Below are 20,936 nucleotides of genomic sequence, written 5' to 3' on the forward strand. Positions count from 1 at the left end.
AGTCTATCGCCACCACGGGCGCCCCGCACTTGGGCATTGCCCGTGGCCGCCATGAAAGGTTCGCTCACTTCGCGTTGACATCGGCGGCGCGGGTGACTATCACCGGTTCTATAAGACATCGGCAGCGGCGCCGTGCCGCGCCGCACAAACCGGACGGGTGACACGGTCACCGCAAAAAGGGGGTCCATCTTGGTATCGGAAACGGTACACATGCCGCGCGGCCTGCTGCTGAGCCTGTCGCCCGGGCGGCGCACGTACTGGATGGCCCAGGCCGTGGCGCTGCTGTCGCTGGTCGTGCTGGTGTCGGCCTTGCCGTTCGCCAAGGTGCAGCTGCCGCGGCTTCCGCTGTTCGTGCCGATTTACGAATCGGCGCTCATCCTCAATGACCTCATCACCGCTGCGCTGCTGTTCGGCCAGTTCGCCATCACGCGATCGCGCGCCATGCTGGCACTCGCCTGCGGCTACCTGTTCACGGCCGCCACGGCGGTGGGGCATCTGCTGTCGTTCCCGGGCCTGTTTTCCGCGAGCGGCCTGCTCGGCGCAGGGCCGCAAAGCACGGCGTGGATCTACATGTTCTGGCATGCCGGCTTCCCGCTGTTCGTCATGGCGTATGCGGTGCTCAAAACGCGCGAAGAGCGCGAACCCGACCGCTTTGCCGGCCATGTCCTGACGCGCAGAACGGCGCTCGGCACCGTCGCTGCCGTGCTGGGCGCATCGGCCGCCTGCGTGGCGCTTGCCACCGCCGGCGAGCCAGTGCTGCCCGCCATCATGGCCGCCCACCGCTACACCCCCACCATGGCCATCGTGTCGGGCGCCACCTGGTGCTGCTGCATGCTGGCGCTGGCCGTGCTCTGGCGCAGCCGCCCGCACCTCACGCTCGACGTCTGGCTGATGGTGGTGCTGTGCGTGTGGATCTGCGACGTGGCGCTCAGCACCGTCTTCAACGGCGGGCGGTATGACCTGGGCTTCTACGCCGGCCGCGTGTTCGGCCTGATGGGTGCGAGCTTCGTGCTCTTGCTGCTGCTGATTGAGAACACCGTGTTGTATTCCCGCCTGACGGCTGCCCGGACGGAACTGAGGCGGCTGGCGGCGGATGATCGGCAAGACGGGCGCGGCTGAGGCGCTGTTCAGGGCGCCGGCCCAGCGTCCTGCCGGAGGCGCATCAGCTTCTTCGCCCAAGCGGGCACGCAACTCGCACGACGCCGCGACGGCGCACCAGAGAGCTACCCCTCCCTCGGGCGTCTTGTCCGCGCGACAACCCTTCTCTTAGTATCGAGCGCCGCATGCTTTCCGAGCATGCGCCGCACCCAGGGGGGATGCGGATGCCCCAACTGAACGGGATTCAGCGCGGGCAAATGCGCAGACAACACATCCGACAAAACACATGCAGAAAAAGATCGAAAGGACCGCGTTGGCGCTCGGCTTAAGCGCCATGGTGACTGCTTGCGGAGGTGGCGATGGCGCCGTCAGCAGCGGCGATTTGCATGTCGCCTATGGATGCAGCATGCCGGGCGGCACGATCCCCATGACTTTCACTGACTACAGCGCCAAGGCGACGGTGCAGGGCCTCAACGGCAACACCCCGCATTTCTCGATCGTTTCTGGCCAATTGCCGGCGGGCCTGACACTCAACGGCGATACGGGGGACATCAGCGGCACCGTCACGGCATCTGCCGGCATGTACAACGTGACGATCCGCCTGACGGTCTCTGGCTACTCGGGCTCTCTGGACACGACCTGCCCCATCCAAGTCGCCAACTACACGCTCCGGTACTTCGGCGACAACTACACCAGCGTCGGAAAGTCCTCGACCCTTGCACCGTCGCGGCCATCCACCAGCAAGCCGTTCGGCGAGGCGTACACCATCAGCAACGCCGCAGCCCTGCCGCCGGGCATGTCGTTCGACAGCGCCACGGGAAGAATCACCGGCACGCCCACGACCGCCGGGAACTATGGGTACACCACGGTCACGCAGTACATCACGTTCCAGGGCGTGGTCTACACCTTTTCGGACCCGTATGTCGGGGTCAACGTATCGATGTAACAGCTCGCTGTGCCGCAATCGGACGGCACAACGTCTCATCCCTGCCATCACTCCCTTCTTCCCGGCCCGGCGCGTCGCCGGCAGGTGGCACCCCCGCAGCGTCACCACAACGGCCTCAACCAACGAACGGTTGCATAGATGCTTATGCAGACCGTTTGCCTATGGATAGAAAAAACGCGTCGTTCATTCGGCTGCTGCGCCACGGTATCGTTTGATCACCGTCTTTCGCTCTTCGCATCTGCGCAACAGCGAAAGTGCCATCGCATTTCGGGAGCCGAGTCGTGTCCACCCCCCTGAAGATCGTTGCCGTCAATGGCAGCACACAACAGCCGTCGCGCACATTCGCGCTGGTACGCGCGCTGATCGCCGAGCTCGAGGCACGGCTTCACGTCGACGCGCACATCGTCAACCTCGTCGACATTGCGCGCCCGCTGGGCTCCGCGCTCTGGCGCACGGAACTGCCGCCGGAAATCGAAGCCGAGCTGCAGGCCGTGGAAGGTGCGGACCTGCTGATTGCGGCGTCGCCGGTGTATCGCGGGGCGTATCCGGGGCACTTCAAGCACGTGTTCGACTTGGTGGGCCAGGAGGCACTCGTCGACAAGCCCGTGCTGCTCGCCGCCACCGGGGGCAGCGACCGCCATGCGCTCGTGCTCGAACATCACCTGCGGCCGCTGTTCAGTTTCCTGCAGGCACTGACGCTGCCGATCGGCGTGTATGCGGCCACCGCAGACTTTGACGGCTACGCCGTGCGCAGCCCCGCGCTGCAAGACCGCATCCGGCTCGCGGCAGACCGCGCTGCATCGCACTTTGCCGCGCACCGCCGCGTGACCCTGAAAGCCGCCTAGCGGCGCATCGCCTTGGCAACGGGTGCGGGCCCATTCCGCCTGCGCCCATCCGGACGGCAGCCGGCATCCCGGCGTGCCGGCGGGCCGATGCGTTTCCGGCGCATGCGGCGCGCACGCCGCGCGCCCCGCCTACCTTGCTGACTTGCCATGACCAACCTATCTGACGTGCAAGCCTTGCGCCCGCCGACCGACGTGCCGGCACGCGAGCCCGCACTGCCCGACCCCGCCAAGGTGCGCCGCCTGCGCGACGCCGCCGAGGCCATCGATGCAGCCCATGCGCTCGCCGGCGAATTCCGCCAGGGCGCTTCCGCCCGCGACCGGGAGCGCCGGCTGCCCTGGGACGAACTGGACCGCTGGTCAGCCAGCGGCCTGGGCGGCATAACGGTGCCGAAAGCCTACGGCGGCGCCGAGGTGTCGTACGCGACGCTGGCCGAGGTGTTCGCCATTCTGAGCGCAGCCGATGCGTCGCTGGGCCAGATCCCGCAGAACCACTTCGGCCTGCTGGGCGTGCTGCGTGAAGCCGGCTCGGAGGACCAGAAGCGTCGTTTTTACGCCGAAGTCCTGGCCGGGCAGCGCCTCGGCAACGCCGGCCCCGAGCGGCGTTCCGCTGCCAGCCGCACCATCCTCGAGGGCACCACGCGCCTGCGCCGCACGCCGCAAGGGCTGCGGCTGAGCGGCACGCGGTATTACTCGACCGGCGCGTTGTTTGCGCACCGCGTGCCCACGCGCGCGCTCGACGATGAAGGCCGCGCCGTGCAGGTGTGGGTGCCGCGCAATGCCGCCGGCCTGACGGTGGTGGACGACTGGTCTTCGTTCGGCCAGCGGACCACCGCCAGCGGCACCGTCATCTTCGACAACGTGGCCGTCTCCGAAGACGACGTGCTGCCCATCTGGCAGCTCGCCGCGCGGCCCAGCCTGTACGGTCCGAATTCGCAGCTGATCCAGGCCGCCATCGACCTTGGCATTGCACAGGCCGCGTTTGACGACACGCTGGCGTTCGTGCGCGAACATGCGCGGCCGTGGACAGACGCCAAGGTCGAACGCGCCGCCGACGACCCGTACATCATTGCCGACGTCGGCCGTCTGGCCATCGACATCGAAGCCGCGCGCGCCGTCCTGCAGGAAGCCGCGCAAACGCTCGATGCCATCGCCGCGCAGCCCATCACCGATGCCGGCAGCGCCCGCGCCTCCGTTGCCGTGGCCGAAGCCAAGGTGCTGACCACCGAGGTGGCGCTGCAGGCCAGCGAAAAGCTGTTCGAACTCGCGGGCTCCTCCGCCACGCGCGCCCGGCACAACCTCGACCGCCACTGGCGCAACGCACGCACCCACACGCTGCACGACCCCGTGCGCTGGAAGCTGCACCTGATCGGCAACTACCAGCTCAACCAGGCCTTCCCGCCCCGGCACTCCTGGAACTGACATGTCACTGCTTTTCACCCCGCCACCCGAGGACGGCCGCGTGCCGCCGGCCCCTGCCCCGCAGCAAACCCCGCACGTAGTGCGCGACGATGCCGAGGCCATCGAGATCGCCCACCGGCTCGCGGCCGTTTTCGCACCCGACGCCGCGTTGCGCGACCGCGAGCGCCGCCTGCCATGGGCCGAACTGGAAGCGTTCAGCGCCAGCGGCCTGTGGGGCATCACCGTGCCGCGCGAGTACGGCGGCGCCGGCGTGTCCAACACCACGCTGGCCGAGGTGATCGCCATCATCGCCGCGGCCGACGGCTCGCTGGGGCAGATTCCGTAGAACCACTTCTACGCGCTGGAAGTGCTGCGCGTGGGCGGCACCGCGGCGCAGAAGGCGTTCTTCTATGCGCGGGCGCTGGCCGGTGAGCGCTTCGGCAATGCGCTGGCCGAGATCGGCCACAAGGATTTCCGCCGGCGCACGCGCCTCACCCAGGACGGCGACGGCTTTCGCATCGACGGCAAGAAGTTCTACTGCACCGGCGCGCTGTATGCGCACTGGATCCCCACCCTGGTGGTGGCCGAGGATGCGGGCCGGGAGGTCACGTGGCTGGCCTTCGTGCCACGAGCGGCCGCCGGCGTGACCGTGACCGACGACTGGGACGGCTTCGGCCAGCGCGTCACCGGCAGCGGTTCGGTCAGCTTCGACAACGTGCGGGTGGAGGCGGAATGGGTCGTCCCCTTCCTCGCCTCGTTCGAGCGGCCGACGACCATCGGGCCGGTCGCGCAGCTCATGCACGCGGCCATCGACCTCGGTATCGGGCGCGGTGCGCTGGCCGCGACGCTGCCGTTCCTGCGCGACCATGCGCGGCCCTGGATCGACGCCCGCGTGGAGCGCGCCACCGACGACCCGCTGACGCTGCATCACCTCGGCGAAGTGCACGTGCGCCTGCGGGCCGCCGAGGCCCTCGTGCGCCGCGCCGGCCGCATCACCGATGCCGCGCAGCAGGCGCCCGATGAACGCACGGTGGCCGAGGCGTCGGTCGCGGTGGCGGCCGCCCGGGCGCTGACCACCACGGCATCGCTGCTGGCGGGCACGCGCCTGTTCGAACTCGGCGGCACGTCGGCCACGCTTGACCACCGCGGGCTGGACCGCTTCTGGCGCAACGCGCGCACGCACACGCTGCACGACCCCGTGCGATGGAAGTACCACGCGGTCGGCAACTTCCACCTCAACCACACGCTCCCGCCGCGGCACGGAGCAATCTGATGGCGGGCAAGCGCATCCTGCTCAACGCGTTCAACATGAACTGCGTCGGGCACATCAACCACGGCCTGTGGACGCACCCGCGCGACCGCTCGGCCGACTACAACACGCTGGAATACTGGACCGACCAGGCCCGCACGCTCGAACGCGGCCTGTTCGACGGGCTGTTCATCGCCGACATCGTGGGCGTGTATGACGTCTATCGCGGCAATGTCGATGTCACGCTGCAGGAATCGATCCAGTTGCCGGTCAACGATCCGCTGCTGCTGGTATCGGCCATGGCGGCCGTGACGCAGCATCTGGGCTTTGGCGTCACTGTCAACCTGACGTACGAGCCGCCTTACCTGCTTGCCCGGCGTTTCTCGACGCTGGACCACCTCACGCGCGGGCGCATCGGCTGGAACATCGTCACCGGCTACCTGGACAGCGCAGCCCGCGCCATGGGCCTCGACAAACAGTTTGCCCACGACGAACGCTACGACCGCGCCGACGAATACCTCGAGGTGCTCTACAAGCTCTGGGAAGGCAGCTGGGACGACGACGCCGTGCGGCGGGACAAGGCCGCCCGCGTGTTTGCCGATCCGGCCAGGGTGCGCAAGGTCCAGCACAGCGGCCGCTACTACAAGGTGGACGGCTATCACCTCGCTGAGCCGTCGCCGCAGCGCACGCCGGTGCTGTTCCAGGCAGGCAGCTCGGGCCGCGGGCAGCGGTTTGCCGCGCGCCATGCCGAGTGCGTGTTCATCTCACCGCCGAACAAGGAAGCCGCGCGCCAGACCGTGGCCGCGCTGCGCGAGCAGCTCTTGGCGGCCGGCCGGCGCCCCGACGACATCAAGGTCTTCATGGGCGCCGCCGTGGTCACCGGACGCACCGAGGCCGAAGCCCATGCCAAGCATGCGGACTACCGCGCCTACGCCAGCCGTGAAGCCGGCCTTGCGCACTTTGCCGCCAGCACCGGTGTCGATTTCTCGCGCCACGGCCTGGACGACCCCATCGACTACGGCGGCGGCAACGCCATCGAATCGGCCACCACCACCGCCGCCCGGCATGGCTGGACGCGCCGCAAGCTGCTCGAGCTGTTCGAGCTCGGCGGACGCTACCCCGCCATCGTCGGCGACCCGGGGCAGGTGGCCGACACGCTCATCGAATGGATCGACGAGACGGGCATCGACGGCTTCAACCTGAGCCGCACCGTGGTGCCCGAGAGTTATGAGGATTTCGTCGACCTCGTGGTGCCGGTGCTGCAGGAGCGGGGCCGCTACAAGACCGCGTATGGCGAAGGAACGCTGCGCCACAAGCTCTTTGCCGAAGGAGACCGCCTGCCCGCACGCCACGCCGCCGCCGGATTCCGCCACCTCTGACCGCCTTCTTCCGACACATCCCAACCGACCATGAAGCTCTCGCGCCTGCTCCCTATCCTGTTTGCCGCCCTCGTTCCGGTGCTGATGTCCGCCGCGCATGCCGCGCCGCTGCGCATCGGGGTCACGCCCGGGGCGCTTGCCGATTCCGTTGAAGTGGCCGCCGCCGAGGCGCGCAAGCAGGGGCTCGATGTGAAGGTCGTCGAACTGACCGACTGGACCACGCCCAACGTCGCACTCGCCTCCGGCGATCTCGATCTCAATTACTTCCAGCACCAGGCCTTCCTGGACAACGCCATCAAGGAACGCGGCTATGCGTTCAAGAGCGTGGGCATTGGCGTGCTCGGCAACATCGGCCTGTATTCGAGCAAGATCAAGCGCCTGTCCGACCTGAAGGACGGGGCGCGCGTGGCCGTCGCCAACGACCCCGTCAATCAGGGCCGCGGGCTGCTGTTGCTGCAGAAGGCCGGCCTCATCAAGCTGCGCGACGGCGTCGGGGCGCGCGGCACGCTCAACGACGTGATCGCCAACCCGAAGAAGCTGAAGTTCGTCGAGATCGAAGGGCCGCAGCTCGTGCGCGCGCTGGACGACGTGGATCTCGCCCAGGGCTATCCCGCGCACTTCGTCAACGCCGGCAAGCCGGAAGTGGCGAGCGCCGGCCTGCTGTATTCCGGCATCGACGACGAGTACTTCGCCATCCGCTTCGTCGCGCGCAACGACAACGCCAACGACCCGCGCATTGCGCGCTTCATCAAGCTGTACCAGGACTCGCCCGCGGTACGCCAGCAGGTGCGCACGTCCTACGCCAACGACGACAAGCTCTTCACCCTGCCCTGGGTCAAACGGTGATGCCATGACCACGCTCGCTTCCAACCCCGCACACGCCTGGCCGGGCGCCCCGGCCGACCCCGCGGCGCACGCGCGGCACGCCGACGCAGCCATCGCTGCGCCGGGTGCCGGCACGATCCGCTTTCGCAACGTCGGCAAAACGTACCGCGCAGCCGCCGGTGACGTGCATGCGCTGCAAGGCATCGACCTCGACATTCCGGCCGGGGGCATCTTCGGCATCATCGGCCGCAGCGGCGCCGGCAAGTCGAGCCTGCTGCGCACCATCAACGGGCTGGAGAAGCCGACCAGCGGCCAGGTGCTGGTCGACGGCGTGGACGTCGGGACGCTCGGCACCGCCGCGCTGGTGGCGCTGCGCCGGCGCATCGGCATGATCTTCCAGCACTTCAACCTGCTCTCGGCCAAGACCGTGTGGGAAAACGTCGCGCTGCCGCTGAGGGTTGCGGGCGTGCCGCCAGCGGAAATCGCCGAGCGCGTGGACACCCTGCTGACGCTCGTGGGGCTGGAGGGCAAGCAGCATGTGTATCCGGGGCGCCTGTCGGGCGGGCAGAAGCAGCGTGTGGGCATCGCCCGTGCGCTCGTGCATCGGCCGGAGATCCTGCTGTGCGACGAGGCGACCTCCGCGCTCGATCCGGAAACCACCGACGCCATCCTTGCCCTGCTGCGCGACATCAACCGGCGCCTGGGCCTGACCATCGTGCTCATCACGCACGAGATGGGCGTGATCCGCGATATCTGCGACAACGTGCTGGTGCTCGAAGCGGGCCGCATTGCCGAGCAGGGCCCCGTGTGGCGCGTGTTCGGCGATCCGCAGCACGACGCCACGCGCGCCCTGCTCGCACCGCTGCGCGGCGGCCTGCCCGAAGACGTGGCCTTGCGCCTGGAGCCCGCGCCGCCTGCCCGCGCGCCGTTCGAGCAGCTGATCGAACTCGCCTACACCGGCGTGGCGCCCGTGCCGGACCTCGCGCACATCGCCCAGGCGCTGCGCCATCCCACCCGCCTGCTGCGGGCGGATCTCGACCGCATCCAGGGCCGCACGCAGGGGCGCCTGCTCGTCGCCGCAGCGGGCAGCACGCTGTCGCACGACGCGCTCGTCGCGTTGCAGCTGTCCCAACACACCCGGAGCCTTGGCTATGTCGCCGCTCACGATTGACCGCATCTGGCAGGGCCTGCTCGACACGTTGACGATGGTGTCGGCGTCTGCACTGATCGCCGTGCTGGCGGGCATCCCGCTGGCGCTGATCCTGGTGCTCACGGCGCCGGGCAGCGCGCTGGAATCACCGCGCGTGCACCGCGTGCTGGGTGCCGTCATCAACGGCTTCCGGGCCACGCCGTTCATCATCCTGCTCGTCGCGCTGCTGCCGTTCACGCGGCTCGTGGTCGGCGCCACCATCGGCGTGTGGGCAGCGGTGGTGCCGCTGTCGATCAGCGCCACGCCGTTCTTCGCGCGCATTGCCGAGATCAGCCTGCGCGAGGTGGACCGCGGGCTGGTGGAAGCCGCGCAGGCCATGGGCTGCACGCGCCGCCACATCGTCTGGCACGTGCTGCTGCCCGAGGCGCTGCCCGGCATCATCGGCGGCTTCACGCTGACCATCGTCTCGCTGATCGGGGCGTCGGCCATGGCGGGTGCCGTGGGCGCCGGCGGCCTGGGCGACATCGCCATCCGCTACGGCTACCAGCGGTTCGACACGACCGTCATGGCGGTGGTCATCGTGCTGCTCATCGGGCTGGTCAGCCTCGTGCAGTGGGTCGGCGACCGGTCGGTGCGGCGGCTGAAGGCCCGATGACGGCAACGCGGCTCAGGGCACGATCACGACCGGCTCGTCAGGGTGGATCAGCCCGACATTGCGATGCGCGAACTGCGGGTTGAGCTGCAGCAGCTGCGCCAGGGCGGCCTCGACCTGCTGCTCGTGCGACATCGCCTGGCGCTGCGCATCGGAGACGTGTGCCTCGTGCAGCAGCGGCGTGCGATACCGGTCTGCAATGCCGTTGAGTGTGTCGCCCGGCTGCACCACGTATTCGGAATGCGTGGGCTGCGGGGTGGCCGATGTGCCGGGCGGCTGGCTGGTTGAGGGCGCACTCGCGCTGGCCGATGGCGAAGACGAGCTGGACGGCGAGACGGTTGGCGACGGCGACACCGAAGGCGATGCCGATGCACTCGGTGTTGCGCTCGGTGCCGCGCCAGGCGACTGCGTGACAGCCGGTGTGCCGGGCGGACGCTTGTTCTTGTCGTCCTGCATGAACAGCGGCTTGATCAGGTTGAATGCATACGCCGAGAGCGGCAGCAGCGCGATGGCGATCTTGTGCTTGCTCACAAACTCCGACGCGTTCGGGAAGTGCGAGCTGAAGCGCGAGAGGCCGAGCGCGCCCGACGACAGCAGCATCGGCACGCCCTTGAGGTAGTCGCCACCCATCATCTGCGCGGCGCCGAGCAGCATGCCGCCGGTGGCGGCCAGCGTGTCCGCCGAGATATCGAGCCCGCGCACCGTGCGGCTGCGCTGCTCAATGTCGATGTTGCGGCCGCGCCCGAGCAGCACGCCGGTGGTGTACGCGATCGACGCCACCGTGCCGCCCGTGGGCAGCACGTACCAGATGGCCGAATCGTGGGCCAGTGTCCAGGCCTTGGTCGCCATGGCGTGTGCATACGAGGCCAGCCCCGCGCTGTAACCGCCGATGGCGAGCTGCCGGCCCCAATAGCCGAGCTTGGTGCGCGGGTGGCCCAGGTGCACCTGCTGCAGCCCGGTGCCGCTGAAGATGGCCTGGATCTGTTTGACCAGGTCGGCCGACACGGCCTGGGTAGCCTCGGTGGCCTGCGTGCGCGTGATTTCGCGATTGCCCAGGCGCTGGTAGATGTTGTGCACGCTCCAGTTGGCTTCGGCCACGAAGGTGCGCAGCCGCGTTTCGATGTCGGCCAAGTCGGCCGGCACGGTCTTCTCCGACGTGTGGTCCGGCAGTGCCTTGACGAGCCGGTCGACCATCGTCTGCGTGGCTTCGCTGAAGACGCGCGGATCGGCCCGCTCGATGGTCGCCATCGTCGCCTGATGCAGCACCTGCGCCGAGCGTCCGACCCGCAGCAGCAGCATGGAGGGGTTGCTGGCCAGCGAAACCGTGTTCGCCCCGGTGCCCGGGATGCCGATCAGCACCGCACCGGCGCCCCCTGCCAAGGAGGCACCCACGGTCATCACTTCGCGCGCACGCGTGCCGAGCTTGGGCTTGGCGCCTTCCACGCCCAGCGCATTGAGTTCCGCGGATGCCTGTTCCGGCTTGAGCAGCACCTTGCGCGCGGTCTGCGTGGTCTGGACACGCCCCGCGCTCTGCGGCTCGCCGGACGCGTCCACCGACAGGGCCTTCTCGTTTTCCACCATCTGCCTCCAGGTGGGCAGCGGTGTGGCCGGGTCGCGGGCCGATGCCGGCAGCGCCTTGGCGCCCGCGGGGCGCGCAGCCACGCCCATCTCGTCCGTCCATTGCTTGGCAAACTGACTGGCGAGTTCCTCCTTCGGACTCAGGCGCCCCTTGGCGTCCCACAGCGGTTTGGCAAAGGCGATCTCGGTGGCGCGGGCACGATTGACGAGTGCGGTCGTGTTGCCGTTGAAGACGCGGTCGATGATCGCGTTGACCTGGCTGTCCGAGAGGTTGTACTTCTGCCTGCCAAGCCGCGCGATCTCGGCCAGCAGCACCTGGTTCTGCGCGTCGTACTGGCTCTTGGACGGGCGTTCGAACACACGCGTGAGGGCATCGTCGCCATGCAGCCGGCCCTGGGTGGGCGCGCCGTCCTGCTCGAAGCGCAGCACCATGTCGGCGACGGCGGTGTTCAGCCGTTCGTTGGCGATGGCATCAGCACCATTGGTGGCGTACGACACGCCCATGTGCACCCAGGGCAGCGTGGGCCGCTCCAGCACCTGTTCGACGAGCTTGGCATTGCCGCCGCCTGGCACCGGCTCGAGCACCGTATCCCAGCCGTGGAAGCTGACCATCACGTGGGGCGCCGGCGCATCGGCATGGGTGGCGCCCCACTTCTCCAGCATCGAGAACAGCCGCACGTGGTTGTCGTACGCGTCATTGGTGCGTGCGGTGAAGTGGTTGTTGGTGCCGATCAGCGGCCGCGACGGCGCGAACTCCAGCCGGATGACCACGCCGGTCTGCGACGACAGGTCGAGCCATTTGTCGAGATGCGACTGATGCAGATCGTCGAGGAACAGCTTCTTCTGGTCGGCGCCGCTGCCGGACTTGATCTGCGCGTTGGCATGGTCGATCGTCGCGTTGTTCACGTCGATCTGCTTGGCGGCCTGCACAAAGCTCGGGTCCTGGCGCTTGCCCACGGCAGCGCGCAGCGAATACGGGTCCACCACGAGCGAGATCACCGGCATGGCGCCGCCGGTTTTCTTGATGAACGCCAGCGCCTTGGCGGGATCGTCGCGCAGGCGGTATGCCCGGCCCATCGGCGCCAGCCGCGCCTGGAGCGGGAATTCCGAGCGCAAAAACGTGTTGACCATGTGCCGGTCTGCCGTGGCCGCCGCCGAGAACCGCTGTGCCATGCGCTTGCCCGCAAACGGCACGCGGCGCGACACGGTGTTGGCAGCAACGTCGCGCGCCACGCGCAGCTTGAGCTTGAGCTTGCGCCACAGCTGCGCATCGGCCATCACCACTTCGGGCGCATGGTCCTTGACGGGCTTGAATTCGACATTGCTGGCGTAGGGATCGTCCTTCTTGCCGGCCAGCAGTTCAACCTCGTCCAGAGGCCGCGTCAGGTTGCCCAGCTTGGGCGCGTCGGGCGGCAGCGCCACCGTGGTGGTGCTGGAGAGCACCGGCTGGTACACGCCAATCTCCAGACCGCTGCCGCTGCGCTGCCATGCCTCGAACTGGTCGGGCGGCAGGCGCGTGAGCAGGAAGTGGGTATCCGCGCCAAAGCTGTCGTGCCCGATCGCCAATTCCTTGGCCGGGGTGCCGTTGTGCGGCGTGGCCGGCTTGTTCCAGGCGGCATACCACGTGAGCGAGTTGCCGGTATCGCCGTCCGGCTCCAGGCGGCCCGTGGGCGTATGGCGGGCGAGCTTGCCCGCGTGGTCGGCCGTCTCGTAGACGTAGATGTAGTGCGTGCCGGCTTCGAGCCAGCCTTGCTTCGCCAGGTCGCGCAGGTGGGCGATGTTCGGCCCGCTGTAGTCGAGCGCATGGGCGTCGGACTCGGGCAGCATGCGCGCGTCGGCGTAGCCGAGAGCCGAGCCTTCCAGCGGCGTGCCGGTCGTGACGGGCGCCTCCAGCGTGCGCTGCCGCCATTGCAGAAGCTGCGCCGCGCGCCCACGCAGGAAGCCGCCGTTGGCCCGCCGGTTCAATGTGGTGGCGGCCTGTGCAATCTCGCCCGGCTTGAAGGCCGGCATGCCGTATTCGGCCTGCTTCCACAGCGTGCGCGGCTTGAGGAAGCCGCCCAGCTCCTTGACCGTCTCGGGCTGCATCGAGCTGACCACGAAGCGCACGCTGCGCAGCGTGCGCGCGCCGTGCGTCTGCTGCCGGGCAAAGGCGGCTTCGAGGCTGCGCCCGGGCACGGTGGCGCCGTCCATCGGCGCATCCACGTGGTACGTCCATGTGCCGTCGGTGCCGCGCCTGGCATAGCCTTTGGGCGCACCGCCCTTCCTGTCGATCACGTAGATGATGTCGCTGTCCTTCGCGGCGTCGGTGGCGTCTTTCACGCTCTTGTAGCGCTTGGCGTGCCCAAGCTGCTGTATATCGGCCACGACCTTCGCGTCGATCTTGTCGGCCGCCGGTGACAGCACGTGCGAGCCGTCATCGCCATTGATGCGCGATGGCCCGCCAAATGCCTGCAACCGCTCGTACGACACGGGGCTGATGTAGAAGTCGACGTCCTTGCGTGCGCTGCGCATTGCCGAGTTGTCGCCGCGCACGGCGCGCTTGACGATCTTCGGCACGTTGCTGCCACGCACCGCCGTGGGCGGCGCGAAGGTGCCGTCGTCACGCACTTGCGTGGTGGCGACGATGACCGGCGTGCCGTCCGGCTGGCGGGTGTCCTTGAGTGCGATCAGGACGGTCTTGCTGCCGGCCTTGGTGGCCAGCTGGCTCAGCTTGGGCACCTCGGCGCCGGGCACGTGCCGCAGCGTGCGCAGGTCTTTCACGTCGAGCCATTCGGCGGCCTTCGCGGCGGCCTTCTGAGCGTTCGATGCCGCCGCCGAGGCCGGTGCCGGCATGTGCGGTGTGCCGGGCGCCGCGCCGTTCCAGCGCGAGGCGTAGTACTGCGCGTAAGTCTGGTCCGGCGCCGTGGACGTGCGCATGCTGCCCATGGTCTGCGCCAGGCGCAGGTAGGCCTCGGGGTTGTTGGCGTCCCATTGGGCATAGGCCTGTTCCAAGGGCTGCGGCATCTGCGCGCGGGCGCCGATGTCCACGCCCGTTGCGGCCAGCACCTCGTCGCGCACGTTGAACGCGTTGCCCTGCGCGCTGGCCTCGGCGGCGAGCGCGGTCTGCACGTAGCTGCCCTCGCTTTGGCCTTGCAGGCCCAGCAGATCGAGCTCGACCTTCACGGCGTGATCGGTCTCATGGCCCAGCGTGTAGACGAGCGCCCCGGCGTCGGGCGCGTTGGCATCGAGCGTGATGGTCTTGCGCTCGGCATCGACCGCAGAGCCGCGGTTGCTGCGCCCGAAGCGCACCGCCCAGCCGGCGTCGTGCAGCAGGCGCAACTGGCGCGTGAGCGTGTCGGAGGCGCCAATCAGGGCATGGGCCGCGGGCGGCAGCGGCGCGCCGCCAAACGCCATCGTCACGCGATCGCCCGGCGTGGTCTGGTAGGTGGCATCCTGCGGGCGGTACTGCGTGCCGGTGCCGCTGTAGTCGGGCGAGCCGGCCGGCCGGTCCACGGGGCCGCCGAGGTTTCGCGCCGGGTTGGCGGGGTCGACGCCGATCTCGGCAAAGCGCCGGCTGGTGGCCTTCTGCAGCGCGGCGCTGTAGTCGAACGGTACGCCGTATTGCGCGGCGGCCTGCTGCGCCAGCACCGTGTCGTGCTGCGCCAGGGAGATCGCATAGGCACGGATGCTGCCAAAACTCTGTTCCGGGCCCGGCGTGCGGCCGATGTTGGAGGCGCCAAACTGCGTGTTGCCGGCGGCAAAACGGTCGATGGCACTGAGCAGCCGGTCCACCATCGCGGGCGTGGGCTCCGCCGCGGTGGACACGCCGCGCAACTGCGCCTGCGTCATCGACGGCACGGTGTCGTGGAAGTGGTCCGGATGCTGCTGCTGGTAATGCCGCAACGCCTCCACCACGCGATCGACAGCCGCGCGGTCGGTGGCATACACAACGATGTTGTCAGCGCGCGGGCCGGCGGCGTCGGGGCCGGCCGCCTTGGCTGCATAGACGCCCGGGAAGCGGCCGGGCTGATCCACCACGCCGCGCACCAGGAAGTCGAGCACGTCCAGCACGTGCGGCGTCTTGGCGTTGACATAGACGCGCTCGGTGACGGCGTTCGGGTCGACAAGGCCGTCCTCGCGCATGAAGTGATAGAACGTGGTGCGCGCGCGGCCTTCCGTCGGCATCGTGCTGTCAACGAAGGCGCCGTCGGCTTGCGACACGGTGTAGGCGCCTTCGGGGCGCTGCTCTGCCAGGGCGATCAGGCGCGGGAAATAGAACTCGCCCGGCATGGTGTCTTCCGGCCCCGTGACGCCGCCCGTGCGGGCGTACAGGCGGTACACGTCCTTGTTGCTCAACGCACCGTTGGCTGCGTCTGCCCCTTCCGCCTGCACGCGGGCCAGCAGCGCCTGCTGCGACTCGAGTGCCGATTCGGCGCCACGCGGGCCCCGCTCCGGCAGCACGCGCTGCGCCGGCGAGCTGCCCGGGGCGGGCGCCACGCCCGGCATGCGCACGCCCGATGCGGCCAGGTCGGCCACCGCGGCCGCGTAGGCGCGCCGTTGCGACGCGCCATGCTGGCGCGCCACGCCCATGCCGGCACCCATGAGCCCGGCCGAGGTGAAGAACTGCACCCAGTCTTCACCCGTCGCCTGCCCGTTGGATGCCGCCAGCGACTGCCCCTGGTGCAGCATCGCGGCAAGGTTGGTGTTGAGCGCGCCGGTGCCCATCAGCCGATACGCCAGCGCGCCGCCGCCCAGGAACTGCAGCCCCGCCAGCCGGCGCAGGCGTGCCGGCAGCCTGGCGAGCACGTCGGCCCGGTTGAGCAGCGGGATGGCCTCGTTCAAGCGCTGCAGGCGCATCGTGCCCAGCGTGAGATCGGCAGCGACACCCGGGTTGCGCGTGACGCCAAACACGGCATTCAGCCGTCGCGCCGCGTTGGCGGTGGCCGCGGGCGAGCCGTACAGCGCGCGGCTGAGCACGGCGTTGGTGAGGTTGTTCTGGAACGGCCGCAATGCCCAGCGATTGTCATTGAGCAGGCTGATGCGCGCGGCTTCTTCGGCGCTCGCGCCACGCGAGATGCGCACCGCGTTGATCGCCTCCATGAGATCGGCGTTGTAGGCGCCCACGCGCGCTACAGCCACGGCCGTGCGGTTGATGAGCCCGCCGACACCGGCGGCGCCGCCCAGCACGTTGGCACCCAGGCCCACCCAGTTCCACGGGTCTTCACGGCCCTCGGCGGTGGAGAGCGCATTGATCGAGTGTGCCGCGCCTGCCACGGCCGTCACCGCAAAGTACGCATCGGCCAGGTTCGACAGCACCACGGCCCACAGCGCAGCGGTCTCGGGCTGCACGACGGTGGTGATGATCCCGGCCGCCACCGTCAGGCCGATCTCCAGGTCGGTCTTCAGGTGCTCCCAGTTGTACCAGTGATCGTCGGGCTTGTAGGTCTTCCAGTAACCGTCGCCGGTCATCAGGTTGCCGTTGGCATCGACCACCCAGTGCGGCTGCGCGATCAGCAGGCCGCGATCCAGCCCGCTGTGCGATTCCCACTCGCCATAGCCGTTGCGCACGGTGGTATCGGCCGGGCCCACGTCGATATAGCGCCCGTCGGTGCCGATGCCCTCCATGATGGCCAGGCGCTTGGCGTCGCCCTTGCCCTCGCGGTTGTCCCACCACTGCATCGACAGCGAGGTGAGCACCACGGGCGTGGTGCCGCTGGGCGTGGTCACGCCTTCGCCGCGCATGAGCTGGCCGGCCACCTGTGCCAGCGTGGTCTTGTGGCCCTTGTGGTCGTAGACGACTTCGTTCCCGCTGTATTCCGCGAACTGGCCGTCGGCCATGGCTTGCTGCTCGCCGAGCGTGCGCGCCGTGTAGGTCGGGTCCAGCCCGTATGCCTGACCCACGGCGTTGTACACCTGGGCCTGGCTGGTGGTCGTGTGCATGCCGTCCTGCCAGGGCAGGCCGACGGTGTTGCCGCTGGCCGTGACACCGGCGGTGGTGCCTGAGCTCACGCCTGCGGTGTCGGGGGTCCAGTTCAGATCGTTCTGCAGCCGAGGGCTCGCATTGGTGGCGTGGGGCGCGGTGCTGACGGGCGCCGGCGGCCTGGAGGCCTCCTTGATGCCGGTCTCGCGCCGGATCTCCTTGCTGACCTCGTCGTCGATGTTGTCCCCGAGGATGTCCTGCGTGAGCTGCATCGGGACGTTGTCGTCCTTCACATCCGCCAGCCCGAAATCCTGCCCGGTGACCACGGCCATGCCACCGCCGCCGACGAAGTACGTCGTGTTCAGCCGCGAATCGACCGATTCCGTGCCCAGCCCGCCCTTGTCGATGGGCTTGAGCATCAGGCCTTCGATCTGCTTGCGCAGGTCGGTCATGTCCTGGTTGCGTGCACCGCCCGCGGCCGCGTAGATGCGCGACATGGCCTTCAGGTCGGTCACGTCCAGCTTGCCGCGGAACTGGCTGTGGTACAGCGCAGCGGCCAGGTCCGGCGCGACGCCGTTCATCTGGTCCGCTGCTGCGTTGGCCTGGTCTTTCTTGTCCTTGCCGAAGACCTGGGCGCCGCTCTGCTGAAACAGCGACTGCGTCTGCGGTGCCTGGATCGTGTCGTCCAGCAGTTGCGCGTAGAAGATCGTGCCCTTGTAGACATCGAGCGCCGTGCCCATGGCAGTGAGCCGGCCCTGCGGCGAATCCTTGCCGTCGTTGGCGGCCGTGCACATCATCGGCGCGTGGTCGAGGATGGATTGCAGCGCGCGCTGCTGCAGGCCCGAGACGCTCGCGTCGCCCATGACCTGGTCGAACAGCGGGTCGCCGGACTGCATGCCCGCGAGCAGACCGGTGAGCCGCTTGGCCGCCGCCGCGTCGCCCTTGCCTGGGCCGCCGTTGGTTTGCAGGGCGTGCGCGGCAATGTGCAGCGCCTGCTGCGCGCCCAGCGCCGTCTGCCATTGCTGGAAGCTCGTCAGCAACTGCTTGAACTCGGGCGAGTTCTTGCCGGTGCCGCGCGCCGCGTCCATCTCGGGCGCGATGCCGGCCATGGTGACGGCGTTCTGCGCCTTCCACAGGGTATCGACGTTGTCGGGGCTGAGCTGCCAGTCGCCATCCTCGGGCTTGCGGCCGGCGGCAACGTTCAGCGCCTTGTCGAGATCGTCGTGATACGCCTGCAGGGCGCGTGCGGCAGCGGCCTTGAGCTCTGCGTTGTCGGGCGCCTTGTCAGACTTGGCCTTGGCGTCCTGCCACGCCGCGTAATCGGTTCGGGCCTGCGTGACCGCGCCGTCGAGCGCCTTCTGGTCGGGCTGGATGTCCTGCTTCATGATGCCGGCCGTCACGCGCAGCACGTCCGGGTCCAGCACGTTCAGCTTGGCAAGGTCCTTGGCCCCGGCCTCCACTGGGTCCTGCGTCGGGTCCTTGTAGTAGTCCTCCAGGTGCTGCTGCGCCGCCACAGTCAGTGCGGATTGCGTCAGCATCGCCTCGTTCTGTTCGTTGCCGCCGAGCCAGGCCCGCGTGGCGGCAATCGCCTCGGGCAGCGTCATGCCGCTGGCCACCAGCTGGCTCAGATGGGCGGTGGTGTCGGGCTGGGCGCCGTCGCGCTGCGTGTCCGGCGTCTTGGCATCGGGCGTCGCCGCCAGGTTGCCCTTGCGCAGGGCGTTCACGCCGTCCTGCAGATCCTGTTCGGTAAACAGCTGGGCGGCATCGACATCCTTGGTGGCCTGGTCGATCGGGTCGCTGGGGGGCTGCGCGGCCTTGTCGCCTGACTTGTCGCCGGTCTTGTCCTGCTGCCGCGCCACGGTCACGGCCTGGGCACGTGCCAGCACCGCTGCCTGCGCCCACGTGCGGTTGCTGATGTCGGCGTTGGCCTTGTCGTTGCGGGCGGCATCGAGCGCCTTCTGCAGGCCGGCCGCATCGGCCGTGCCGCCGCCCAGCGCCTTGTTCAGCGCCGCCTGGGCCTTGGACAGGTGGGCCGCATCGTCCGGCCCCACCTGCACCGTCGTCGGCGACGGCTTCAGGCCGGTGTGCTTCTGCAGCGTTTTCGACAGCGCACCGTTCGGGTCTTCATCGATGATCGCCTGGTACGGCGCCATCGACGCATTGTTGGCCTTGGCCAGCCCCAGCGTGTCGAACGGTGTGTTGGGCGGCGTGTAGCCGTTTTCCTTGTAGCGGTCCAGGTCGGCCTGCGCATTGGAGAGGAAGGACCGCAGGCTGCCCATGACATGCGCCGCACCGTCGCTCTTGGGGCCGCCCAGTGCGTTGACGATGCGGCTGATGGGGCCGTAGTAGTCGTCGCGCTCGTCCAGCGTCTTCATGCTGGGGGCGTAGATCTCGGGGTCGCCCGCCTTGATCTTGCTGTCGATCTTGCCCTGCAGGTTTTGCGTGTAGAGCGCCTGTGCCAGCTCCGGCGAGGCGCGCTGCACGTCTTCGAGCAGTGCCGCGATGTCGCGCAGCTCACCCGGCGTGCCCACCTTGGCGATGTTGTCGTGCGTGATGCCGGCGTTCAGCACCGAGTGGACGAGGCCCTTGTACAGCGCCGTGTCCTTGTAGCGCGACAGCGCGTTGCCTTCGGCCACCAATGTGTCGTGCGGGTCCTTGCCGCTGGCGTGGGTGATGTCCTGCAGCGCGCCAGCCTGGATATCCTGCGTGCGTGCGTCGTCCATGACGCTCGTATAGAGCGGGTCGGTGTCGGCCACGCCGCGCAAGTGTTGCGTAAGCGCCTGCGCTGCCTTGAGGTTGCCGCCGGCGCCGCCCGAGGCACGCGCGGCCTGTGCGGCATCGACGATCTGGGCGGCTTGCAGGTCGTTCAGCACGCTGGCCGCCGAAGGTACGCCTTGCGCGCCGCTTGCGGCGCTATTGCGTTGCGCGACCAGGCGCTCGGCAAGCAGGCGCCGGTCGGTCTGCAGCGGATCGGCACGCCACTGGCTGTCGGGCTGCCCCGCAGCGGCGTTCAGTTCGTCGGAAAGCGCGGTGTGGTAGGCCTGCTTGTCGCGCGCCAGCGTGGCCGCGTCGGCATTGGCGGCCTTGTCCTTCTGCCAGGTCTCCAAGGCGGTCTGGGTCGCCCTGACGGTGTCGTCCAGGTTGGCGGCCGGCTTGAGCTCGACGTGCAGCGTCTTCACGACGTTGTCGATGGTCGGCTTGGAGAAAATGCCGAGCCAGACGTCCTGCTTGGCGGCATCCTGGATCGGGTCGGCGTCGGCTGGGACCTTGCCGTCTGCCACGGCTTTCTCGGCCGCGATAGTCAGGGCGGCTTCGCTCAGCACCGTCTCGTTCTGCTCGCTGCCGCCGAACTGGGCGCGCGCCGCGTTGACGGCTTCGGCCTCGGTCATGCCGCGGTCGAGCCCGGTCTGGATGGCGGTCCGCGCGTCTTGCAGCGTCACGGCCTGCGGGGGCGGCGCCTTGTCGGTGGTCAGCGGCTTGTCCGACAGCGCATGCGTGGCGCCATCCAGCGTGGTGTTGTCGAACACGTGCGTGAGGCCGACCTGGCTGGCGGCCTGCTCAAGCGCGTCCACCTTCGGTTGCGCTGTCGCATGCGCGGGGCCGTTGTGCGCGGCTTGCAGCAGGATGGCGGCCCGCGCAAGGGCCTCCCGGTTGATGCCGGGCTGCGTCTGCTGGATTTTCTCGACGGCGGCCTTCAGCGCCTCCGTGTCGTCGCAAGCCTTGCCCTGGAGCGCATTGCGCAGCGCCGTCTCCGCATCGGACACATCGCGCGCACTGGGCGCCGGCGGCGGTTGGATGGGCTTGGGCGGCGTCGGGATGCCGCCACCGCCGTCGATGGCTCTGAGCATTACGGTTCTCCTGGGCAGACTACGAGCACTCGCCCATGATTGCCGCGCTTGCCAAGTCCGCCTATCCGG

The 20,936-nt window shown here is 68.9% G+C and carries 9 protein-coding genes and 1 pseudogene; 9 read left to right on the forward strand and 1 reads right to left on the reverse strand.

The annotated features are described in order from the left end of the window. Positions 1-210 precede the first annotated feature (210 nt). From KHN96_RS02270 to KHN96_RS02310, 9 genes and pseudogenes are all read left to right on the forward strand, one after another. Positions 211-1,119 (forward strand): MASE4 domain-containing protein, encoded by a 909-nt coding sequence (locus KHN96_RS02270; RefSeq protein ID WP_062738731.1) that lies wholly within the window; start codon positions 211-213, stop codon positions 1,117-1,119. A 406-nt stretch (positions 1,120-1,525) separates the two neighbouring features. Beyond that, on the forward strand, positions 1,526-2,044 hold the full coding sequence (locus tag KHN96_RS02275) for a putative Ig domain-containing protein (RefSeq protein ID WP_158656335.1): 519 nt from the start codon (positions 1,526-1,528) through the stop codon (positions 2,042-2,044). 281 nt (positions 2,045-2,325) lie between these two features. Further along, positions 2,326-2,889 carry an FMN reductase gene (msuE, locus tag KHN96_RS02280; protein WP_062738730.1) on the forward strand — a complete coding sequence of 188 codons (564 nt, stop codon included), beginning with the start codon at positions 2,326-2,328 and terminating at the stop codon, positions 2,887-2,889. A 147-nt stretch (positions 2,890-3,036) separates the two neighbouring features. Continuing rightward, positions 3,037-4,308: an SfnB family sulfur acquisition oxidoreductase gene (locus KHN96_RS02285; RefSeq protein WP_062738729.1), complete on the forward strand. Its 1,272-nt coding sequence runs from the start codon at positions 3,037-3,039 to the stop codon at positions 4,306-4,308. A 1-nt stretch (position 4,309) separates the two neighbouring features. Further along, a pseudogene (locus KHN96_RS02290) lies at positions 4,310-5,560 on the forward strand (SfnB family sulfur acquisition oxidoreductase). After that, positions 5,560-6,915, forward strand: coding sequence for an LLM class flavin-dependent oxidoreductase (locus KHN96_RS02295; RefSeq protein ID WP_062738727.1), 1,356 nt, complete (start codon positions 5,560-5,562; stop codon positions 6,913-6,915). Before KHN96_RS02290 ends, KHN96_RS02295 begins: the two are co-directional and overlap by 1 nt. 30 nt (positions 6,916-6,945) lie before the next feature. Further along, positions 6,946-7,761, forward strand: a complete 816-nt coding sequence (locus KHN96_RS02300) for a MetQ/NlpA family ABC transporter substrate-binding protein (RefSeq protein ID WP_062738726.1) — start codon at positions 6,946-6,948, stop codon at positions 7,759-7,761. A gap of 4 nt (positions 7,762-7,765) precedes the next feature. Further along, positions 7,766-8,911 (forward strand): methionine ABC transporter ATP-binding protein, encoded by a 1,146-nt coding sequence (locus KHN96_RS02305; RefSeq protein WP_045219321.1) that lies wholly within the window; start codon positions 7,766-7,768, stop codon positions 8,909-8,911. Further along, on the forward strand, positions 8,892-9,545 hold the full coding sequence (locus KHN96_RS02310; RefSeq protein WP_045219319.1) for a methionine ABC transporter permease: 654 nt from the start codon (positions 8,892-8,894) through the stop codon (positions 9,543-9,545). The genes KHN96_RS02305 and KHN96_RS02310 overlap by 20 nt, the downstream gene beginning before the upstream one ends. 12 nt (positions 9,546-9,557) lie before the next feature. Here the strand turns inward: KHN96_RS02310 and KHN96_RS02315 are convergent, their stop codons facing one another. Next, positions 9,558-20,867, reverse strand: coding sequence for an LWXIA domain-containing protein (locus KHN96_RS02315; RefSeq protein ID WP_115044470.1), 11,310 nt, complete (start codon positions 20,865-20,867; stop codon positions 9,558-9,560). Positions 20,868-20,936 lie beyond the last annotated feature (69 nt).

Source organism: Ralstonia mannitolilytica, assembly GCF_905397375.1.
GTDB lineage: Bacteria > Pseudomonadota > Gammaproteobacteria > Burkholderiales > Burkholderiaceae > Ralstonia > Ralstonia mannitolilytica.